A 19,285-nucleotide genomic window follows, 5' to 3' on the forward strand; every position below is an offset into this window, starting at 1 on the left:
CCATCGCCGGGCAATCCGGTCAGTTGTCCGGGGCGGGGTCGCGAACTCAAGTTAGGTTAGGCTAACCTAACCAAGGGGTTCGCGCCCCGCCCCGCTCTTTTCCCCGCCCCGCCCGCTTTTTCCTGCCCCACCCGGGACCACCCTCATCCCCACCCGGAGGAACCGTTCATGCGCTCGCACCTGCTCAATGACACGACCGCGGAGCTGTACCGCAGTTCCGTGACCGAGGGAATCGAGCGGGTGGCGGCCAAACTCGCCACCACCGCACGGCCGTTCACGGGCGTCACCCCGGACGCCCTCGCTCCCACCGTCGACGCCGTCGACCTCGACACGCCGCTGCACGACACCATGGCCGTGCTCGACGAGCTGGAGGACGTCTACCTCCGCGACGCCGTCTACTTCCACCACCCCCGCTACCTCGCCCACCTCAACTGCCCGGTCGTCATCCCGGCCGTGCTCGGCGAGGCGATCCTCTCCGCCGTCAACTCCTCCCTCGACACCTGGGACCAGTCCGCGGGCGGCACGCTGATCGAGCGCAAACTCATCGACTGGACCGCCGGGCGGATCGGCCTCGGCCCCGCCGCCGACGGCGTCTTCACCTCCGGCGGCTCGCAGTCCAACCTCCAGGCGCTGCTCCTGGCCCGCCAGGAGGCCAAGCCGGGACCCGAGGGCTGGCAGGGCCCCGCCTCGCTCGCGAAACTGCGGATCTTCGCCTCCGAGGCCGGCCACTTCAGCGTGAGCAAGTCCGCGCAGCTCCTCGGCCTCGGCGCCGATGCCGTCGTCTCCATCCCCGTCGACCGCGAGAAGCGCATGCAGACCGTGGCGCTCGCCGCCGAGCTGGAGCGCTGCCGCGCCGACGGCCTGGTCCCCATGGCCGTCGTCGCCACCGCCGGCACCACCGACTTCGGCTCCATCGACCCGCTGCCGGAGATCGCCGAGCTGTGCTCCCAGTACGACACGTGGATGCACGTCGACGCCGCGTACGGCTGCGGGCTGCTGGTCTCGCCGAAGAACCGCGACCGGCTCACCGGCATCGAGCGCGCCGACTCCGTCACCGTCGACTACCACAAGTCCTTCTTCCAGCCGGTCAGTTCGAGCGCCGTGCTGGTCCGCGACGGTGCCACCCTGCGCCACGCGACGTACCACGCGGAGTACCTCAACCCGCGCCGCACGGTCGCCGAGCGCATCCCCAACCAGGTCGACAAGTCCCTGCAGACCACCCGCCGCTTCGACGCGCTCAAGCTGTGGATGACGCTGCGCGTGATGGGCGCCGACGGTATCGGGAACCTCTTCGACGAGGTCTGCGACCTGGCCCACGAGGGCTGGAAGGTGCTCGCCGCCGACCCGCGCTTCGACGTCGTCGTCGAGCCGAGCCTGTCCACGCTCGTCTACCGCTACATCCCGGCCGGTGTCACCGACCCCGCCGAGATCGACCGCGCCAACCTCCATGCCCGCAAAGCCCTGTTCGCCTCCGGTGACGCGGTCGTCGCGGGCACCAAGGTGGGGCCGCGCCAGTACCTGAAGTTCACCCTGCTCAACCCCGAGACGACCCTCGACGACATCTCGGCCGTCCTCGACCTCATCGCCGGCCATGCCGAGCAGTACCTGGGAGACACCCTTGACCGCGCTTCCTGAATCCCGTGACCGTCACGACTTCATCGGGATCGGACTCGGCCCGTTCAACCTCGGCCTCGCCTGCCTGACCGAACCGATCGCCGAACTGAACGGCGTCTTCCTGGAGTCCAAGCCGGACTTCGAGTGGCACGCCGGGATGTTCCTCGACGGCGCCCATCTCCAGACCCCGTTCATGTCGGACCTCGTCACCCTGGCCGACCCGACCTCCCCCTACTCCTTCCTCAACTACTTGAAGGAATCGGGGCGGCTGTACTCGTTCTACATCCGCGAGAACTTCTATCCGCTGCGCGTCGAGTACAACGACTACTGCCGCTGGGCCGCCGCCAAGCTCTCCTCGATCCGTTTCGACACGACCGTCGCCGCCGTCACGTACGACGAGGACGACGGCCTCTACACGGCCACCACCGAGGACGGCACCCGCTACCGCGCCCCGCACCTGGTCCTGGGCACCGGCACCCCGCCGCATCTCCCGGAGGCCGTCCAGGGCCTCGGCGGCGACCTCCTGCACAACTCGCAGTACATGCAGCACAAGCGGGAGTTGCAGCAGAAGAAGTCGATCACGCTGGTCGGCAGCGGCCAGTCCGCCGCCGAGATCTACTACGACCTGCTGGCCGAGATCGACGTCCACGGCTACCAGCTCAACTGGGTCACGCGCTCGCCGCGCTTCTTCCCGCTGGAGTACACCAAGCTCACGCTGGAGATGACCTCCCCGGACTACATCGACTACTTCCACGCGCTGCCGGAGACCACCCGGTACGCGCTGGAGGAGCGGCAGAAGGGCCTGTTCAAGGGGATCGACGGCGAGCTGGTCAACGCCATCTTCGACCTGCTCTACCAGAAGAAGCTGGGCGGCCCGGTCCCCACCCGGTTGCTCACCAACTCGGCCCTGCGCAGCGCCGGTTATGAGAACGGCACCTACACCCTCGGCTTCCACCAGGAGGAGCAGGACAAGGCGTACGAGGTGCGGACCGAGGGACTGATCCTGGCCACCGGGTACAAGTACGCGACGCCCGCCTTCCTGGAGCCGGTCAAGGACCGCATCCGCCTGGACGGCCGCGGCCGCTTCGACGTCGCCCGCAACTACACGATCGACACGAGCGGGCGCGGCATCTTCCTGCAGAACGCGGGCGTGCACACGCACTCGGTCACCAGCCCCGACCTGGGCATGGGCGCCTACCGCAACAGTTACATCATCGGCGAGCTGCTCGGCACCGAGTACTACCCCGTCGAGAAGACCATCGCCTTCCAGGAGTTCGCCGTATGACCTTCGCAATACGCCCCCTCGACCCGGCCAAGGACGCCGAGCTGGTCCACGGCTGGGTCACCCACCCCAAGGCGTCGTTCTGGCTGATGGGCGACGCCACGCTGACGGACGTGGAGCGCGAGTACCACTCCATCGCCGCGGCCGAGCACCATGACGCCTTCATCGGCGAGCGGGACGGCGTCCCCGTCTTCCTGATGGAGCGCTACGACCCGCGCCACGTCGAGCTGGTCGGCCTGTACGAGCCCGAGCCCGGCGACATCGGCATGCACTTCCTGGTCGCACCCACCGACACCCCCGAGCACGGCTTCACCCGCGCCGTGATCACCGCGGTGATGGCGCACCTGTTCGCCGACCCGGAGGTCGAGCGCGTCGTCGTCGAGCCCGACGTCCGCAACAAGGCCGTGCACGCGCTCAACGCGGCCGTCGGCTTCGTCCCCGACCGGGAGATCGACAAGCCGGAGAAGCGGGCGCTGCTCAGCTTCTGCACCCGCGCCCGGTTCGAAGCCGCGACGGCCGCGGGCACGGAGGTGCGCGCATGACCCTCACCGACACCGTCTCCCACCTCTCCCCCGAGCGCTGGGCCGAGGCCAACCGCCTCCTCGTCCGCAAGGCCCTCGCCGAGTTCAGCCACGAGCGGCTCCTCACCCCCGAGCCGCTCGGCGACGGCCGGTACGCCGTGCGCAGCGACGACGGCGCCACCCGCTACGAGTTCCGCGCCCGCCGGCTGCTCCTGGACCACTGGCAGATCGACGCGGCCTCCCTCACCCGCCACCGTGACGGCGTCGAACTGCCGCTCCAGGCGCTGGAGTTCTGCACCGAGATGAGGGACGCGCTCGGCCTGTCCGACGCGATCCTGCCGGTCTATCTGGAGGAGATCTCCTCCACCCTCTCGGGCACCTGCTTCAAGCTGACCAAGCCCGATGTCACCGCGGCCGAGCTGGCCGCGTCCGGTTCCTTCCAGTCCATCGAGACGGGCATGACCGAGGGCCATCCGTGCTTCGTCGCGAACAACGGCCGGCTCGGCTTCGGCATCCACGAGTACCTCTCGTACGCCCCCGAGACGGCGAGCCCGGTCCGGCTCGTCTGGCTGGCGGCGACCCGCGAGCGGGCCGCGTTCACCGCCGGCGTCGGCCTGGACTACGAGTCGCTGCTCCGCGCCGAACTGGGCGAGGAGACCCTCGCCCGCTTCGACGCCGTCCTGCGCGACCAGGGCCTGGACCCGGCCGGCTACCTGCTCATCCCGGTCCACCCGTGGCAGTGGTGGAACAAGCTCTCCGTCACCTTCGCCGCCGAGGTCGCCCAGCGCCGCCTGGTCTGCCTGGGCGAGGGCGACGACGAATACCTGGCGCAGCAGTCGATCCGGACGTTCTTCAACGCCACGTCCCCCGAGAAGCACTACGTGAAGACGGCCCTGTCCGTCATCAACATGGGGTTCATGCGCGGCCTGTCGGCGGCGTACATGGAGGCGACCCCGGCCATCAACGACTGGCTGGCCGGGCTCATCGAGAACGACGAGGTGCTCAAGGGCACGGGCCTGACGATCATCCGCGAGCGGGCGGCCGTCGGCTACCGGCACCTGGAGTACGAGGCCGCCACCGACCGGTACTCGCCGTACCGCAAGATGCTGGCGGCGCTGTGGCGCGAGTCCCCGGTGCCGGCGCTGGCCGAGGGCGAGCGGCTCGCCACGATGGCGTCGCTGCTGCACGTGGACCGCGCGGGCCGCTCCTTCGCGGGCGCCCTGATCGAGCGCTCGGGGCTGTCGCCGCGGGAGTGGTTGAAGCCCTACCTCACGGCGTACCTGACGCCACTCCTGCACAGCTTCTACGCCTACGACCTGGTGTTCATGCCGCACGGCGAGAACGTCATCCTGGTCCTGGACGAGTGTGGCGTCGTGCGGCGGGCGGTCTTCAAGGACATCGCCGAGGAGATCGCGGTGATGGACACCGACGCGGTGCTGCCGCCGAAGGTGGACCGCATCCGGGCCGACGTCCCCGACGACATGAAGCTCCTGTCGATCTTCACGGACGTCTTCGACTGCTTCTTCCGCTTCCTTGCGGCGAACCTGGTCGAGGACGGTGTCCTGGACGAGGCCACGTTCTGGGCGGCGGTCGCCGACTGCGTGCGCGACTACCAGGAGTCGGTGCCGCACCTGGCGGACAAGTTCGCCCGGTTCGACATGTTCGCCCCGACCTTCGCGCTCTCCGCCCTCAACCGGCTCCAGTTGCGCAACAACGAGCAGATGGTGGACCTGGCGGACCCCTCGGGCGCGCTCCAGCTCGTCGGTGACCTGGAGAACCCGATCGCGTGAGCCGCTGACGCCGCAGCGACCGGAAGGGGCTCGGGAGACGGTCCTCCCGAGCCCCTTTCTCATGCCGGGACTACGGTGCGGGCCACGGCACCTGCGGCGACTTGTAGTAGCCGATGCCGAGCGCGTCCCAGCGCGGGCCCTGCGCCGCGAGCCGCACCTTGTACGTGTCCCAGTCGTGGGTGGCCGCGGGCGACCAGCCCAGTTCCGCGACGCCGGGCAGCCGCGGGAACGCCATGTAGTCGAGGTGCGCGGAGGTCGACAGGGTCTCCGACCACAGCGGCGCCTCGACGCCCTTGACCGCCGAGGCGGGCGCCGCCGGCAGGTAGCTGCCCGGGTCCCAGTCGTAGGAGCGCTGGACCTCCACGTATCCGGCCCAGGCCAGGCCCAGCGGCGTGTCCTTGGTGTACTTCATGTCGAGGTACGTCCGGTCGGCCGGTGAGATGATGAGCCCGGTCCCGTTCTTCGCGGCCTCGGCCACCTGCGCCTTCTCCGTGGCGCTGGTCCCCTCGGTGCCCCAGTACTGCGCGAGCGCGCCCTTGGCCGGGGTGGCCTGGACCAGCTGGTGCCAGCCGACGACCGTCTTGCCGTACTTGGCGACGATGGGCTGCACCTTGTTCATGAAGGTGACGTAGTCCTCGTGGCTGGTGGAGTGCGCCTCGTCCCCGCCGATGTGCAGGTACCTGCCCGGCGTGAGGGCGGCCACTTCCCGCACCACGTCGTCGATGAAGTCGTAGGTGACGTCCTTGCCGACGCAGAGCGAGCTGAAGCCCACCTCGGTGCCGGTGTAGAGCGGCGGGGCGACGCCGTCGCAGTTGAGTTCGGCGTACGAGGCGAGGGCCGCGTTCGTGTGGCTCGGCATGTCGATCTCGGGCACGACCTCCAGGTAGCGCGAGGCGGCGTACCGGACGATCTCCTGGTACTGGGCCTTCGTGTAGTGGCCGCCCGCGCCGCCGCCGACCTGCGTCGAGCCGCCGTACGTCGCCAGCTTCGGCCAGGAGTCGATGGCGAGGCGCCAGCCCTGGTCGTCGGTGAGGTGCAGGTGCAGCTTGTTGACCTTGTAGAGCGCCAACTCGTCGATGTAGCGCTTGACTTGCGGCACGGTGAAGAAGTGCCGGGCCACGTCGAGGTGGGCGCCGCGCCACGCATAGCGCGGGGTGTCCTCGATGGTGCCGCCCGCGACGAGCCAGGGACCGGGCTGTCTGCGGTCCGCCTCGACGGCGGCGGGCAGCTGCTGGCGCAGCGTCTGGACGCCGTGGAAGAGCCCGGCGGGCGCGTGGGCGACGATGGTGACCGACCGCCCGGTGCTGGTCAGCCGGTACCCCTCGGCGCCGAGCCCCTTCTCCTTGCCGCTCAGCCGCAGCCGGATGCCGTCGTCGGCGCGGCCGCCGGTGACGGGCAGCTTGTATCCGGTGGAGGGGCGCAGCACTCCGGCGAGGTAGTCGCCGACCCCGCGCGCGGAGCGCGATCCGTCCTCGACCCGGATGCGCGTCTTGCCGGTGATCCGGTACGCGGAGCCGCCCGCGGTCGCCTCGGCGGGCGCGGGGACGATCTGCCCGAGGGGCGTGGGGGCGGCGGCCGGGGCGGAGGCGGCGGCCGGGACGGTGCCGAGCGCGCCGGCCCCCGCGGCGACGAGCAGCAGCGCGCCCAGCAGGGCGGTGGCGGGGCGGCGGTGCGGGCCGGGGTCTGAGCCGGGGTGCGAGTTGAGGTACGTCCTCACGAACGGTCCCTTCGACGGAGTCGTTGGCGGTGTTCGTTGTGCGGCGTTCACTGTGCGGGATGGGCAACCGATCGGTCACCATGCGTACCGTCCGCCTCCCGGCCGGTCAAGGTGTAGACCACTTCTCCGCGGGGCGGATGCCAGAATCGCCCCATGGCGGAAATCATCCAGCGCGACGGCACGTGGACCTTCGACGGGGAGGCGCTGCGGCTGGTGCCGGGGCACGACAAGAACGTGAGCCTGCTCCGCCGGACGCTGGGTGAAGTGACCGTGCCGCTGCGGGCGTTGGCCGGGATCTCCTTCGAGCAGGGCAGGAAGTCCGGGCGCCTTCGGCTGCGGCTGCGCGACGGCGCGGACCCGCTGTCGCAGGCGACCGGCGGGAAGCTGCCGGACGGGTCCGACCCGTACCGGCTGACCGTCGAGCCGGACCGGTTCGGGGTCGCCGAGTACGTCGTGGACGAGGTGCGCAACGCGCTGCTGCTCGAACAGGTCCCGTCGTCCGCCTGCACGGAGTACGTGCTGCCGGGCCCGGCCGTGCCGCTGTCGGTCTCCGCCGGGGACGGCACGGCGAGCTTCGACGGGGAGCACATACGCCTGGAGTGGAACTGGAAGACGGAGGACGCCAAGGCCGCGGCCGGGGCACGGCTGCTCGCCCTCGCCGACATCGCGGCGGTGGAGTGGCAGCCGGCGGCGGGCCTGGACAACGGCTGCCTGCGTTTCGTCGTCCGCTCGTCCCCGACGAAGGCGCCGCCCAAGTACGACCCGAACTCCATCGAGCTGTGGGGCTTCAAGAAGGACCCGCTCACCGCCCTGGTCGCGGCCGCCGTCCAGGCCCGGCTGCCGCACCCCGGCGCGGGTCCGGCGCCGAACGAGCTGACCCCGGCACCGGCGGCTACCCCCGCTGCGGCCCCCGCCCCGCCCGGGGACGACCACGACACGCTCCTTCGGCGGCTGCGGGAGCTGGGCGAGCTGCACCGCTCGGGGGTGCTGACGGACGAGGAGTTCGCCGCGGCCAAGCAGGCCGTGCTGAAACGGATGTGACGGCGAGCACGGCACCCGTGAGCAGCACCAGGGCGCCGGCCGCCTGGAGCGCGCCGAAGGACTCCCCCAACAGCACCGTGGCGCAGAGGGTGTTGACGACGGGGACCGCGAACATCATCAGCGAGGCGGACGCGGGCCCGACGGTCGCGACGCCCCGGTAGTAGAAGAGGTTGGCGCCGGCGCCGACCGCCAGACAGGCCGCGTTCAGCCACCCGCTGCCGGGCAGCTGCGACCACCGCACGTGCGGCATCACCCCCGGCATGTTCCTGCGCGCGGCGCAGCCGCAGCCGTAGCCGTAGCCGCAGCCGCAGGAAGGAAGGTCAGCGCTTCACCTTCCGGGCGACGACGAACCGGTCGATCTCCTCGCCGGTCTCCGCAAGCCCGCGCACCGTCAAGGTGGCCGTACGGCCCACCGGCGCCGGCTCCACGTCGACCCGCAGGAACGAGTAGTCGGTGTACCGCACCCGGGACCAGTCCACCGTCACGGCCTTCTTGCTGCCGTCGGCCTGGGTCACGTACGACGCGAACGGGTCGGTCTCCTGCTCGTGCCCCTGGTAGGTGTCGGCGACCGGGAACGCGTACAGGCTCTTGCCCGCCGCGCCCGCCGTCACGTAGACGACGCCGTCGGTCTCGGGGTACGCCGTGCCGCCGACCGGCAGCTCCTTGGTGACCTTCTCGCCCTTGAGCACGTCGGAGCGCTCGTACACGTGGTTGTGGCCGTTGATGACGAGGTCCACGGTGTACTTCTCGAACAGCGGCACCCATTCCTTGCGCACGCCCCCCTCCGAGGCGTGCGCGGTGGCGGTGCAGTAGGCGCAGTGGTGGAAGAAGACGACGACGAAGTCGATGCCGGAGCCGTGCGCCCGGAACTTCTTCAGCTGCGCCTCGAACCACTTGGTCTGGGTGCCGCCGGAGAGGCCGAGGTTGGCCGGGATCTCCCAGGACACGTCGTTGGCGTCGAGCGAGACGACCGCCGTGTTGCCGTGCACGAAGGAGTAGACGCTCGGCAGGTTCTTGGGGTCCGGGCCGTTGCGCGGCGGCACGAAGCGGGCCTCCTGGCCGCCGTAGCCGTGCGGCGCGTACCAGGCCTCCATGTCGTGGTTGCCGTAGCTGACCATCCACGGCACGGTCTTGGCGACCGTCTCGGTCTGCGCGAGGAACTGGTCCCAGGTCCGCGCGTCGAACGTGTCCGTGGTCTGCCCCGAGCCGGACGGGTCCGCGTAGGCGATGTCGCCGGCGTGCAGGTGGAAGGAGGGCCCCTGGGCGAGGATCAGGCTGTCGTTGGCGAGCGCGTGGTAGCTGACACCCTGGTCGCCGAAGGCGGTGAAGGTGAAGCGCTCCGCGCGCGAGGGCGCGGTGGTGAAGGTGCCGATGGTCCCGGCGAACTTCGGCGAGGCCGGGTCGAAGCCCTGGTGCCCGACGCCGTAGTAGTACGTCTTGCCGGGCTTGAGGTGGGTCAGCTCGGCGTGCACGTAGTACTGGGTGTGGTCGGCGCTGGTGCCGACACCGGCCGGCGTGTACAGCGCGCGGACCTCGGCGGGGATCTTCCGCGACAGGTCACCGGCGTGCGCGCCGATGCGGATGTACGGGTTCTTGACGGCGACCGGCACCTGCCAGGAGACGGTCATCTCGGTGCGCGGGTCACTGCCGTACGACAGGTGGCGCCCGAAGGGGGCGACGAGCGCGCCGTCGACGTGCTCGTGGGCCGGCGCGGTGGCCGCGGCGGACGCGACCGGGGCGGCGGCGTGCGCGGCGCCCGGTACGAAGACGCCGCCGGCGACCGCGCCGAGGGTGACGGCGCCGCCGCGCATCATCGTGCGGCGGGAGAACCTGCTGCGCAGGTATTCGTGCTGCTCGGCCAGGCTCCGGCCGGCCAGCTCGTCGGGTACGCCCATACGTGGAATGTCCATGGCCTGAAAGTTGCTGGGGGCACCCATCCCGCCCGGATACGCCGGATGAACGGGGCCGGAACAACCGGCATAACACGCTCCAAGCCCGGCCCATTTTCCGGCCAAGCCGCTCACGCCTCACCCGGCCACCCTGCTTCCTGCCCGATATCGGGCAGATTTCTTGCGAAAGCGCCGCCGGTCCCCCAGGATCGTCCAGGTGCACGAGGAACTGGTCGACCATCTGACCCGCAGCACGTCCCTGGGCCGGGGCGAGGCGCTGCGGGTCGTCCAGGACGTGCTCGCCTACTTCGACGAGTCGACCCAGGACTTCGTCCGCCGGCGCCACCGTGAGTTGCAGGGCGCCGGCCTTGTGAACGCGGCGATCTTCGAACAGATCACCGCGGAGCTGCCGTACCGGGCGGTGGCGCCGCCCGAGCTCTCGCAGCGCCAGCTGCGCCGCATGGTCTACGGCTGACCGGCGCGCCCGGCCCGGAACAGATCCACCACCAGAGGGGACCCTCCTTACCTATGTGCGGAATTGTCGGTTACATCGGCAGGCGCGACGTCGCGCCGCTCCTCCTGGAGGGGCTGCAGCGCCTGGAGTACCGCGGCTACGACTCCGCGGGCATCGTGATCACCAGCCCGAAGGCGACCGGTCTGAAGATGGTCAAGGCCAAGGGCCGGGTCCGCGACCTGGAGGCGAAGGTCCCGGCCCGCTTCAAGGGCACGACCGGCATCGCCCACACCCGCTGGGCCACCCATGGCGCCCCCTCCGACGAGAACGCCCACCCGCACATGTCGGGCGACAACAAGGTCGCCGTCGTCCACAACGGCATCATCGACAACGCCGCCGAGCTGCGCGCCAGGCTGACCGCCGAGGGCGTCGCCTTCCTCTCCGAGACCGACACCGAGGTCCTCACCCACCTCGTCGCGCGCTCCGCGCAGACGGACCTGGAGGACAAGGTCCGCGACGCGCTGCGCCTCGTCGAGGGCACGTACGGCATCGCGGTCGTCCACGCCGACTTCCCCGACCGCATCGTGGTGGCCCGCAACGGCTCGCCGGTCGTCCTCGGCATCGGCGACAAGGAGATGTTCGTCGCCTCGGACATCGCCGCCCTGGTCTCGCACACCCGCCAGGTCGTCACGCTCGACGACGGCGAGATGGCCACCCTCAAGGCCGACGACTTCCGTACCTACACGACAGAGGGCACCCGCACGACGGCGTCCCCGACCACCGTCGAGTACGAGGCCGCCTCCTACGACATGGGCGGCCACGACACGTACATGCACAAGGAGATCTTCGAGCAGGCCGACGCCGTGGACCGCGTGCTGCGCGGCCGCATCGACGACCGCTTCTCCACCGTGCACCTGGGCGGCCTGAACCTGGACGCCCGCGAGGCCCGCTCGGTGCGCCGCGTGAAGATCCTCGGCTGCGGCACCTCGTACCACGCTGGCCTGATCGGCGCGCAGATGATCGAGGAGCTGGCCCGCATCCCCGCGGACGCCGAGCCGGCCTCCGAGTTCCGCTACCGCAACGCGGTCGTCGACCCCGACACCCTCTACATCGCCGTCTCCCAGTCCGGCGAGACCTACGACGTGCTCGCCGCCGTCCAGGAGCTGAAGCGCAAGGGCGCCCGGGTCTTCGGCGTGGTGAACGTCGTCGGCTCGGCCATCGCCCGTGAGTCGGACGCCGGGGTGTACGTGCACGCGGGCCCCGAGGTCTGCGTCGTCTCCACCAAGTGCTTCACCAACACCACGGTCGCCTTCGCGCTCCTCGCCCTGCACCTGGGCCGCATCCGCGACCTGTCCGTCGCCGACGGCAAGCGGATCATCGAGGGCCTGCGCAAGCTGCCCGCGCAGATCACCGCGATCCTGGAGCAGGAGGCGGAGATCAAGAAGATCGCCGAGGAGTACGCGGACGCCCGCTCGATGATGTTCATCGGCCGCGTCCGTGGCTACCCGGTGGCGCGCGAGGCGTCCCTGAAGCTGAAGGAGGTCTCGTACATCCACGCCGAGGCCTACCCGGCCTCCGAGCTGAAGCACGGCCCGCTGGCGCTGATCGAGCCGGCGCTCCCCACGGTCGCGATCGTCCCCGACGACGACCTGCTGGAGAAGAACCGCGCCGCGCTGGAGGAGATCAAGGCGCGTTCCGGCCGCATTCTCGCGGTCGCGCACCAGGAGCAGGAGAAGGCCGACCGCACCATCGTCGTCCCGAAGAACGAGGACGAGCTGGACCCGATCCTCATGGGCATCCCGCTCCAACTCCTCGCCTACCACACGGCGCTGGCCCTCGGCCGCGACATCGACAAGCCGCGCAACCTGGCGAAGTCGGTGACGGTGGAGTAGCACCCGGCGACGCGCGAACGGGTCCCCCGCGCGGGGGACCCGTTCCGGAAAGAGAGTGGCAAGGTGGCCGCCCGACTCCCGTGCTGTGTACCGCAGTTGCGCGCGGACGACGCTGCTACGGGATGACCACCACGGGCCGCTGCGCCCGCCGCGCGAGCCGGCCCGCGACCGAGCCGAAGATCCGCCCCACGAGCCCGTGCGTCGAGCCGACGACGATGGCGTCCGCGGAGTACTCCCGCCCGACCTCCTCCAGCTCGTGGCAGATGTCGCCCCCGCGCTCGACGAGGATCCAGGCCACCTCGGCCAGGTACTCCGCGCAGGCCAGCTCCAGGCCCAGCACCTCGGTGCGGTGGTCCGGCACGTCGACGAAGACGGGGGGCTCGCAGCCGGCCCACACCGTGGTCGGCAGCCGGTTGGCCACGTGCACGATGATCAGCCCGGAGCCCGAGCGGTGGGCCATGCCGATCGCGTAGGCCAGCGCGCGCTCGCTCGACATCGAACCGTCGAAGCCGACGACGACTCCGTGGCGGAAGGCGGGATCGCAGGCGTGACGTGTCTCTTCCGCCGCTCGGGGGGTCACCGTGGGGTCGGCGACCTGCCGCTTGCGGTCCGCGGGTTCAGGAATCTCGTGACCGGCCATGAGTGTCTCGGCGTGTACCTCGTGGGCCTCTGGATGAGGGGACGACAACGGACTCGGCGGAGCTGTGTCCGGGAATCATCTTCCCCACCTGATACCCCCAAGGGTACGGCGGCACTCCTCCTCCGCCCAGTTGCCGGCCCGGCGACAGACCTGCTTCCGCCTGCTGGTGGGTCACGCTCCGCAGCGTTCAGGGGAGCATGCACGAGGCCCGCCCGGATGGCAATGGTTGCTGCCCCGTACAGGCGTTTTGCGCACTCTTGTGGCGGCTGTCCGGGTCGGATCAGGTGACCGGGGCGGACACCGTGCGTTGAACTCCCGAATCCATGACACAGGGAGCACTCCGTGCCCGGACCGACCCCCGCGCACCACGCCGCCGACCACGCCGTCACCGCGCGCCGGAGCGTTCCGGCGCCCGCGGCGGCGCCCGCACCGCACGCCGGGCCCCAGGACGGCTCCGGCGCGCCCCCCGCCCCGGCGGACGGGGTGGGCGACGTCGTGCGCTGGGCGGCGTTCAGTTGCGTCCTGGTGCCGCTCGTCCTCGTCGGGTACGGCACCTCGGCGGCCGGTGCCGCCGGGACCGCGCTGGGACTCGCCGCGGTCACCGCCGCCTGCCGGCTGCTGCTGCGGCGTTCGGAACGTGGCGCAGCACAGTTGCACAGTGAACAGTGTTGCCCCCATCGTGGGCGACACGGACGGGGTGGTGCGGGGGCGCGCGGAGGGGGTCACCGGGCGGGCCGCGGTGCGCCGGTGGAATGACCGAACGCGGGTGCTGCTCCGTACATTTTCAGCCAACTTCGCTGTGGGGCACTCCCCTTGCCCGCGCGCTCTCCCAACCCCCGTTCCAGCAGGGCGGAAAGGGGCCCGGAGGGCTGATGCGCCATACGGGGACCGGCCACTGCGCCGAGGCGTACTTCCCAGCGACGCCCACGAGTGCGACGCTTCGTGATCGACTGCTTCACGCCACGTTCCCATGTCGACAATGTGCCAGGTCTTTAACTGGTCACGACGGCACCACGGGACACAGTAGATTCGATCATGACTGTCTGATCTGTAGGCGGCGGGGGACTTCGTGCAGGACCGAGGGGAAACGTGCAGGAGCGAACAGCCCGTCAAAGTATTGAGGGAGCCGCGATCACCGAGGGGGGCTTAGCAGGATGAGCCACGACTCCACCACCGCGCCGGAGGCGGCGGCTCGCAAGCTGGCGGGGCGCCGCCGACGAGAGATCGTCGCGGTGCTGCTGTTCAGCGGCGGACCCATCTTCGAGAGTTCCATCCCGCTCTCCGTGTTCGGGATCGACCGCCAGGACGCGGGAGTTCCCCGGTACCGGTTGCTCGTGTGCGCCGGCGAAGAAGGGCCGCTGCGGACCACCGGCGGCCTCGAACTCACCGCGCCGCACGGCCTGGAGGCGATCTCGCGGGCGGGCACGGTCGTCGTGCCGGCCTGGCGGTCGATCACCTCGCCGCCGCCGGAGGAGGCGCTGGACGCGATCCGGCGCGCCCACGAGGAGGGCGCGCGCATCGTCGGCCTGTGCACCGGCGCGTTCGTGCTCGCCGCGGCGGGCCTGCTCGACGGCCGGCCGGCCACCACGCACTGGATGTACGCGCCGACGCTCGCCAAGCGCTATCCGTCGGTCCACGTGGACCCGCGCGAGCTGTTCGTCGACGACGGCGACGTCCTGACGAGCGCCGGCACCGCGGCCGGTATCGATCTGTGCCTGCACATCGTGCGCACGGACCACGGCAACGAGGCGGCCGGGGCGCTCGCCCGCCGCCTGGTGGTCCCGCCGCGCCGCAGCGGCGGGCAGGAGCGCTACCTCGACCGGTCTTTACCCGAGGAGATCGGCGCGGACCCGCTGGCCGAGGTCGTCGCCTGGGCCCTGGAGCACCTCCACGAGCAGTTCGACGTGGAGACGCTGGCTGCCCGTGCCTATATGAGCCGGCGCACCTTCGACCGCCGTTTCCGGTCGCTGACGGGGTCCGCCCCGCTCCAGTGGCTGATCACGCAGCGGGTGCTCCAGGCCCAGCGGCTCCTGGAGACCTCCGACTACTCGGTCGACGAGGTCGCCGGGCGCTGCGGCTTCCGCTCGCCGGTCGCGCTGCGCGGCCACTTCCGGCGCCAGCTGGGCTCGTCCCCGGCCGCGTACCGGGCGGCCTACCGCGCGCGCCGGCCGCAGGCGGGCGACTCCGGGGCCGTCGTCAAGGCGGACCGGCCGCTGGACCTCGCCCCGGTGCCGGGTCCCGAGGCCGCGGGGCCCGGGCCGGTGCCCGCGCAGTCCCGGCGGACCGCTGCCGCCGCGCACACGCTGGGCGCGGCGGCGGCCTCGATGCAGACAGGTCCGTCGGGGCACGCGGAGGGCGTCAAACAGGCGTCCGAGGCGTTCGCGCAGGGCCGCGCGAGCCTGCCCGGGCCGCGTTCGGCGCCGTAGCACCGGACAAGGAGCCGGCACCCGTCGTCTGCCAGCGGGAAGGTCCGACCCGTAGGGTTGGTCGCATGAACGATCGCATGGTGTGGATCGACTGCGAGATGACCGGACTCTCGCTGGCGAACGACGCGCTCATCGAGGTGGCCGCACTGGTCACCGATTCGGAGCTGAACGTACTCGGCGACGGTGTGGACATCGTGATCCGCCCGCCGGACGAGGCCCTGGAGACGATGCCGGAGGTGGTGCGGAACATGCACACCGCCTCCGGTCTCCTCGACGAACTGGCGGGCGGTACGACGCTCGCCGACGCCGAGGCCCAGGTGCTCTCCTATGTACGTGAGCACGTCAAGGATGCGGGCAAGGCCCCGCTCTGCGGGAACTCGGTCGGTACCGACCGGGGCTTCCTGCTGCGTGACATGGCGGCGCTGGAGGGGTACCTGCACTACCGGATCGTCGATGTGTCCTCGGTCAAGGAACTGGCCCGGCGCTGGTACCCGAGGGCGTACTTCAACAGTCCGGACAAGAACGGCAACCACCGGGCGCTCGCCGACATCCGCGAGTCCATCGCCGAGCTGCGCTACTACCGCGAGGCGATCTTCGTCCCGCAGCCCGGGCCCGACTCCGACACCGCGAAGACGATCGCGGCGAAGCACGTCCTGCCTGCGCAGTAGCGCCCTTCACCCCCGTCCCCCGTCCATCCGTACGGGGTCCCGAAAAGGGGTGCGCGAGCACCCCGCCGGACCCTGTACACTTTTTCTCGGCCGGTCGGAAGAGCGACAGAAGACCGGACATGGTGGGTGTAGCTCAGTTGGTAGAGCACCTGGTTGTGGTCCAGGTGGCCGCGGGTTCAAGTCCCGTCACTCACCCTGATCGGCGAAGGCCCGATCCGCGCAAGCGGGTCGGGCCTTCGCCATTTCCGATCGGGGGCCCTCGTCGTCGTGGCTGTGTTCGTCGCGCTACTGACCGTGCTGGTGGTGCGGCAGTGGTTCGGTCCGGTAGGTCACGGGCCCGGGCGGTCCCGCTGGGTCGAGCGACACGGACGGTTCCTCGGGGCCGCCCGGCCCGTCCGGGGCGCCAGGGGCGGGACGGGGCCGATGGCACGCACGGCGCGGACGGTGTCGGTTCGCCCCGGCGGGGGCCGGCGAACCGCAGGGGCGGACGGCCGGGACGGCGCGGACGGGACGACGGAGTGTCCGGACGGGTACAGCTGGCAGACGCGGGCCCCTCGCGGGCGGTAGGGGCTGTTTCGTCATGCCGGATTGCGCGCAACAGCCCTAGGACAGGGGCCAGGGACGCAATCTCACGCAATCCCGCTCCGTAGAAAGCCAATCCACCACATCCTGAAACCCCACCACCAGACCGAGGGAGACAGACCATGGTTCGACAACTCCGCATGCTCGGCACCACCAGCGACGACGGCAAATGCCCCACGCTCTACGAGGACCTCGACACCGGAGACGTCCTCGTGCAGGGGCCGGAGGCCAGCGCCGAGGACATCGCGCAGATGACGAACCCGCTCTCTGGAGAGACCCTCGTCGTCATCCCCCGCGAACTGCTCACCCGCTTCGCCCCCAAGGAGTAGAACGAGTGCCGGAGTTCATCGACGATGCCACATTCGGCACCTACTTCGAGGAGTTCGCGCATACCGCTTGGAGGCTCGAAGCCCGCCGGGGCTACGGTTCGGACCGGTCCAGCGAGAAGTACCGCCAGTATCTGCAGACGGGGGAGGTACCCACCGACACGACGCGCCCATGGTGTGTCAACGTCCGGGCCCAGACCAGCGCCGGCAAGCGCATTGAGCGTGTACGGATCGTCGACTCTCCACCTACCGAAGAGCAGATGTACCTCCTCGCGGGAGCGGCCAGCAACAACGCCGCGGGTGAGGACATCCGCAACATGTGGCGAGTGGACGCCGAGGATCTGGGGCTGCCCGCCCTGGACTTCTGGCTGTTCGATGCACGCTGCGCTCTGGTCCTGCACTTCGACGACGCTGATTCGTACCTCGGCGCCGAGCTCGTAGAGGATCCGGCACGACTCGTGCAGTTCTGCCAGATCCGCGACGCGGCCTGGCACCACGCGGTCCGTCGCGAGGACTTCGTGGCACAGGTAGCGTCGACTGTGTGACCACGGACTTCCAGCTGGCCCGCGAGGCCCTCGGTGTGCGGCTGCGCGAACTGCGCACCGAGGCCGGCCTGAACGGCAAGGAGTTTGCGGAACGGATCGGCTGGCAGCGTTCCAAGGTGAGCCGACTTGAGAACGGCAAGCAGACCGCGACGCCCGAAGACCTCGAGGCGTGGGCCCGTGCAGCCGAAAGCCCGGGCGATGCAGCCGAATTGCGGGGGCGCCTTCGTGGGCTCGAATCGACCTATCGCAGTTGGAGGCGTGAACTCTCCGGCGGCCACCGTGCCGTGCAGGAAGGTCACGCTTTCCAGGAGGCGCACGCCGAGACCATCCATATCTTCGAGTCCGGCATCATCCCGGGCATCTTCCAGACCGCTCCGTACGCCCGCGGTGTCCTGACCGATGTGTCGATACGACTTGGCACCGCGCGTGACATCGAGGCCGGAGTGCGGGCCCGCATGAGACGCCAGGAGGCCCTGTACGAGCCGGGCCGCCACTTTCACGCCCTGATGTGGGAGGGCGCCCTGTACGTGGTGCGCTGCTCGGGCGAGGACATGGCCGCACAACTGGACAGGCTCGGCGCGTTGATCGGCCTCGACACTGTCACGCTCGGCGTGGTCCCGTTCGGGGCCCGCACGCCATTTTCGCCGAAGCACGGGTTCTGGATCATCGATGATCGTCTTGTTGTCGCTGACACCTGGAATGCCGAGGTGTGGCTCGACTCCGGCAAGGATTTGGCGTTCTACCGAAAGATGTGGCAGTTGATTCGCGAGTCCGCGGTCTTCAACCACCAGGCGCACAGGCTGATCCACCGCGCTCGGGCGAGTATCGATCTGGGATGAGCAACGGTCTGCAACCGCCGTGACCATTGGCGCAATCCGGCGCAATCGGTGAGCGTCGAAGCACCGGGAGTCTCTACGGTCCTGGTCATGGCCGTATCGACGCCACACCACCCCGGTACCACGTGGCTCGCGAACTGCGCGCGCCAGCCGGAAGTCGCTCACACCGTGTGGGCAACGGACGATCTCGCTCCGATCCACACCACCCTGTGGTTCGCGGTCGAGATCCAGCTCAACCTCGCGTTCCAGGCGTTCGCGAGGTTGCCGCGTCACCGCCGCGGCCCGCTAGTCGTCGACCCTGGGCTCGACATCGCAGGGTGGCTCGTCCCGCTCACCGCCGCGGACGACCTCCGCGACATCCCGACTGTGACCGTGCAGCCCGTCGCCGCCTGCCGACCGGCCAGCAGCAGGACGCTTCTGGCCCGTCCCGCCGGACGGCACGGGGCACCTCACCGAACCCGCATATCTCGCCGCGGCGGTCGGTCCCGCCCCCGGCCGACTTCCCGCGGAGGCCTTCTGATGACCGTTCCGAGAGCCGTCACCCCGGACGTGGTGCCCGTCCTTCTGCCGCCGAGCAGCGACCTGTCCGAGGCCGAGCTGTGTGGCCGGGACTGCACATGGTGCGGTGCGCACCTATTAGGGCGAGCCAGCGTCGACCTCGGCGAGCGGGATGACGAGTCCGGCAGGCGCATCTTCCCGCGGGCGTGCCCGAAGTGCGCGGTGCTGACGGCGTACCACCAGCTGATAAACCATGTCGCCGCATGCGCGGGGTGCGTGGAGGGCGGGAGCTACTGCTCGGAGTCCGCGGAGATGCGGCGCGCGTGGAATGAAGGGCGGAGGCTATGACGGCCGAGTTCGTGCCCGTGCCGCACGTCTGCTTCATCCGCACATCACCAGGCACGAGGGAGAGCACCTGTGAGCACACCGATCGAGCCCCAGCCGATGCCCGGCCCGCCGGACCCCGGCCCCGTCCCGGTAGCCCCGCCCATGGCGCGCATGCTGGTGGACGACGCTACGTTCGAGAGCTGCCGCAAGACGGTGCTGGACGGCAACCCGGCCATG

The 19,285-nt window shown here is 70.3% G+C and carries 16 protein-coding genes, 1 tRNA gene and 1 pseudogene; 14 read left to right on the forward strand and 4 right to left on the reverse strand.

The window, feature by feature from the left end; all coding sequences use genetic code 11:
- Positions 1-168: 168 nt before the first annotated feature.
- Genes desA through ABZY33_RS23230 form a run of 4 tightly spaced genes read left to right on the forward strand, consistent with a single transcriptional unit; the run spans position 169 to position 5,207 of the window.
- Positions 169-1,635 carry a lysine decarboxylase DesA gene (gene desA, locus ABZY33_RS23215; protein WP_356493546.1) on the forward strand — a complete coding sequence of 489 codons (1,467 nt, stop codon included), beginning with the start codon at positions 169-171 and terminating at the stop codon, positions 1,633-1,635.
- Positions 1,619-2,899 (forward strand): SidA/IucD/PvdA family monooxygenase, encoded by a 1,281-nt coding sequence (locus tag ABZY33_RS23220; protein ID WP_356493547.1) that lies wholly within the window; start codon positions 1,619-1,621, stop codon positions 2,897-2,899. Before desA ends, ABZY33_RS23220 begins: the two co-directional genes overlap by 17 nt.
- The gene (locus ABZY33_RS23225; protein ID WP_356493548.1) at positions 2,896-3,438 is read left to right on the forward strand and encodes a GNAT family N-acetyltransferase; all 543 of its coding nucleotides are present in this window, start codon (positions 2,896-2,898) and stop codon (positions 3,436-3,438) included. Before ABZY33_RS23220 ends, ABZY33_RS23225 begins: the two co-directional genes overlap by 4 nt.
- Complete coding sequence (locus ABZY33_RS23230; RefSeq protein WP_356493549.1) at positions 3,435-5,207, forward strand: IucA/IucC family siderophore biosynthesis protein; 1,773 nt, start codon at positions 3,435-3,437, stop codon at positions 5,205-5,207. The genes ABZY33_RS23225 and ABZY33_RS23230 overlap by 4 nt, the downstream gene beginning before the upstream one ends.
- 70 nt (positions 5,208-5,277) lie before the next feature.
- On the opposite strand, the gene ABZY33_RS23235 is transcribed toward ABZY33_RS23230, so the two are convergent.
- A complete protein-coding gene (locus ABZY33_RS23235; RefSeq protein WP_356493589.1) occupies positions 5,278-6,858 on the reverse strand; it encodes a beta-N-acetylhexosaminidase in 1,581 nt (526 codons plus the stop codon).
- 219 nt (positions 6,859-7,077) lie between these two features.
- Here ABZY33_RS23235 and ABZY33_RS23240 point away from each other — a divergent pair, with 219 nt between their 5' ends.
- Positions 7,078-7,965, forward strand: a complete 888-nt coding sequence (locus tag ABZY33_RS23240) for a DUF4429 domain-containing protein (protein ID WP_356493550.1) — start codon at positions 7,078-7,080, stop codon at positions 7,963-7,965.
- Between the two features lie 58 nt (positions 7,966-8,023).
- Here ABZY33_RS23240 and ABZY33_RS23245 read toward each other — a convergent pair.
- Positions 8,024-8,227: pseudogene (locus tag ABZY33_RS23245) on the reverse strand (EamA family transporter); the annotation flags it as partial.
- Between the two features lie 58 nt (positions 8,228-8,285).
- Positions 8,286-9,860 (reverse strand): metallophosphoesterase family protein, encoded by a 1,575-nt coding sequence (locus tag ABZY33_RS23250; RefSeq protein ID WP_356493590.1) that lies wholly within the window; start codon positions 9,858-9,860, stop codon positions 8,286-8,288.
- A gap of 211 nt (positions 9,861-10,071) precedes the next feature.
- On the opposite strand from ABZY33_RS23250, the gene ABZY33_RS23255 reads away from it, so the two are divergent.
- Both ABZY33_RS23255 and glmS read left to right on the forward strand, forming a co-directional pair.
- Positions 10,072-10,329 carry a hypothetical protein gene (locus ABZY33_RS23255; protein WP_356493551.1) on the forward strand — a complete coding sequence of 86 codons (258 nt, stop codon included), beginning with the start codon at positions 10,072-10,074 and terminating at the stop codon, positions 10,327-10,329.
- A 53-nt stretch (positions 10,330-10,382) separates the two neighbouring features.
- Positions 10,383-12,200, forward strand: a complete 1,818-nt coding sequence (gene glmS, locus ABZY33_RS23260; protein ID WP_356493552.1) for a glutamine--fructose-6-phosphate transaminase (isomerizing) — start codon at positions 10,383-10,385, stop codon at positions 12,198-12,200.
- A 115-nt stretch (positions 12,201-12,315) separates the two neighbouring features.
- On the opposite strand, the gene ABZY33_RS23265 is transcribed toward glmS, so the two are convergent.
- Positions 12,316-12,840, reverse strand: coding sequence for a universal stress protein (locus tag ABZY33_RS23265; protein ID WP_356493553.1), 525 nt, complete (start codon positions 12,838-12,840; stop codon positions 12,316-12,318).
- Between the two features lie 483 nt (positions 12,841-13,323).
- Here ABZY33_RS23265 and ABZY33_RS23270 point away from each other — a divergent pair, with 483 nt between their 5' ends.
- The 7 genes from ABZY33_RS23270 (at position 13,324) to ABZY33_RS23300 (ending at position 18,226) form a co-directional block, all read left to right on the forward strand.
- Positions 13,324-13,596 carry a hypothetical protein gene (locus ABZY33_RS23270; RefSeq protein WP_356493591.1) on the forward strand — a complete coding sequence of 91 codons (273 nt, stop codon included), beginning with the start codon at positions 13,324-13,326 and terminating at the stop codon, positions 13,594-13,596.
- Positions 13,597-13,994: 398 nt separating this feature from the next.
- Positions 13,995-15,266 (forward strand): helix-turn-helix domain-containing protein, encoded by a 1,272-nt coding sequence (locus ABZY33_RS23275; RefSeq protein WP_356493554.1) that lies wholly within the window; start codon positions 13,995-13,997, stop codon positions 15,264-15,266.
- 65 nt (positions 15,267-15,331) lie between these two features.
- Positions 15,332-15,934 (forward strand): oligoribonuclease, encoded by a 603-nt coding sequence (orn, locus tag ABZY33_RS23280; RefSeq protein ID WP_356493555.1) that lies wholly within the window; start codon positions 15,332-15,334, stop codon positions 15,932-15,934.
- Between the two features lie 122 nt (positions 15,935-16,056).
- A tRNA-His gene (locus tag ABZY33_RS23285) sits at positions 16,057-16,129 on the forward strand.
- A gap of 509 nt (positions 16,130-16,638) precedes the next feature.
- Complete coding sequence (locus tag ABZY33_RS23290; protein WP_356493556.1) at positions 16,639-16,845, forward strand: hypothetical protein; 207 nt, start codon at positions 16,639-16,641, stop codon at positions 16,843-16,845.
- Between the two features lie 5 nt (positions 16,846-16,850).
- On the forward strand, positions 16,851-17,387 hold the full coding sequence (locus tag ABZY33_RS23295) for a DUF6879 family protein (protein ID WP_356493557.1): 537 nt from the start codon (positions 16,851-16,853) through the stop codon (positions 17,385-17,387).
- Entirely contained in the window at positions 17,384-18,226 is an 843-nt protein-coding gene (locus ABZY33_RS23300; protein WP_356493558.1) for a helix-turn-helix transcriptional regulator, read from the forward strand. Before ABZY33_RS23295 ends, ABZY33_RS23300 begins: the two co-directional genes overlap by 4 nt.
- The last annotated feature ends 1,059 nt before the right edge of the window (positions 18,227-19,285 follow it).

The organism is Streptomyces sp. NPDC006552, assembly GCF_040611655.1.
Lineage (GTDB): Bacteria > Actinomycetota > Actinomycetes > Streptomycetales > Streptomycetaceae > Streptomyces.

Excerpts from the sequence above, each read along its gene's own strand:
- ABZY33_RS23230 (WP_356493549.1), top strand. The coding sequence starts at position 3,435 with ATGACCCTCACCGACACCGTCTCCCACCTCTCCCCCGAGCGCTGGGCC.
- ABZY33_RS23275 (WP_356493554.1), top strand. The coding sequence starts at position 13,995 with ATGAGCCACGACTCCACCACCGCGCCGGAGGCGGCGGCTCGCAAGCTG.
- ABZY33_RS23290 (WP_356493556.1), top strand. The coding sequence starts at position 16,639 with ATGGTTCGACAACTCCGCATGCTCGGCACCACCAGCGACGACGGCAAA.
- ABZY33_RS23240 (WP_356493550.1), top strand. The coding sequence starts at position 7,078 with ATGGCGGAAATCATCCAGCGCGACGGCACGTGGACCTTCGACGGGGAG.
- ABZY33_RS23250 (WP_356493590.1), bottom strand. The coding sequence starts at position 9,860 with ATGGGCGTACCCGACGAGCTGGCCGGCCGGAGCCTGGCCGAGCAGCAC.
- ABZY33_RS23225 (WP_356493548.1), top strand. The coding sequence starts at position 2,896 with ATGACCTTCGCAATACGCCCCCTCGACCCGGCCAAGGACGCCGAGCTG.
- glmS (WP_356493552.1), top strand. The coding sequence starts at position 10,383 with ATGTGCGGAATTGTCGGTTACATCGGCAGGCGCGACGTCGCGCCGCTC.
- ABZY33_RS23265 (WP_356493553.1), bottom strand. The coding sequence starts at position 12,840 with ATGGCCGGTCACGAGATTCCTGAACCCGCGGACCGCAAGCGGCAGGTC.
- desA (WP_356493546.1), top strand. The coding sequence starts at position 169 with ATGCGCTCGCACCTGCTCAATGACACGACCGCGGAGCTGTACCGCAGT.
- orn (WP_356493555.1), top strand. The coding sequence starts at position 15,332 with ATGAACGATCGCATGGTGTGGATCGACTGCGAGATGACCGGACTCTCG.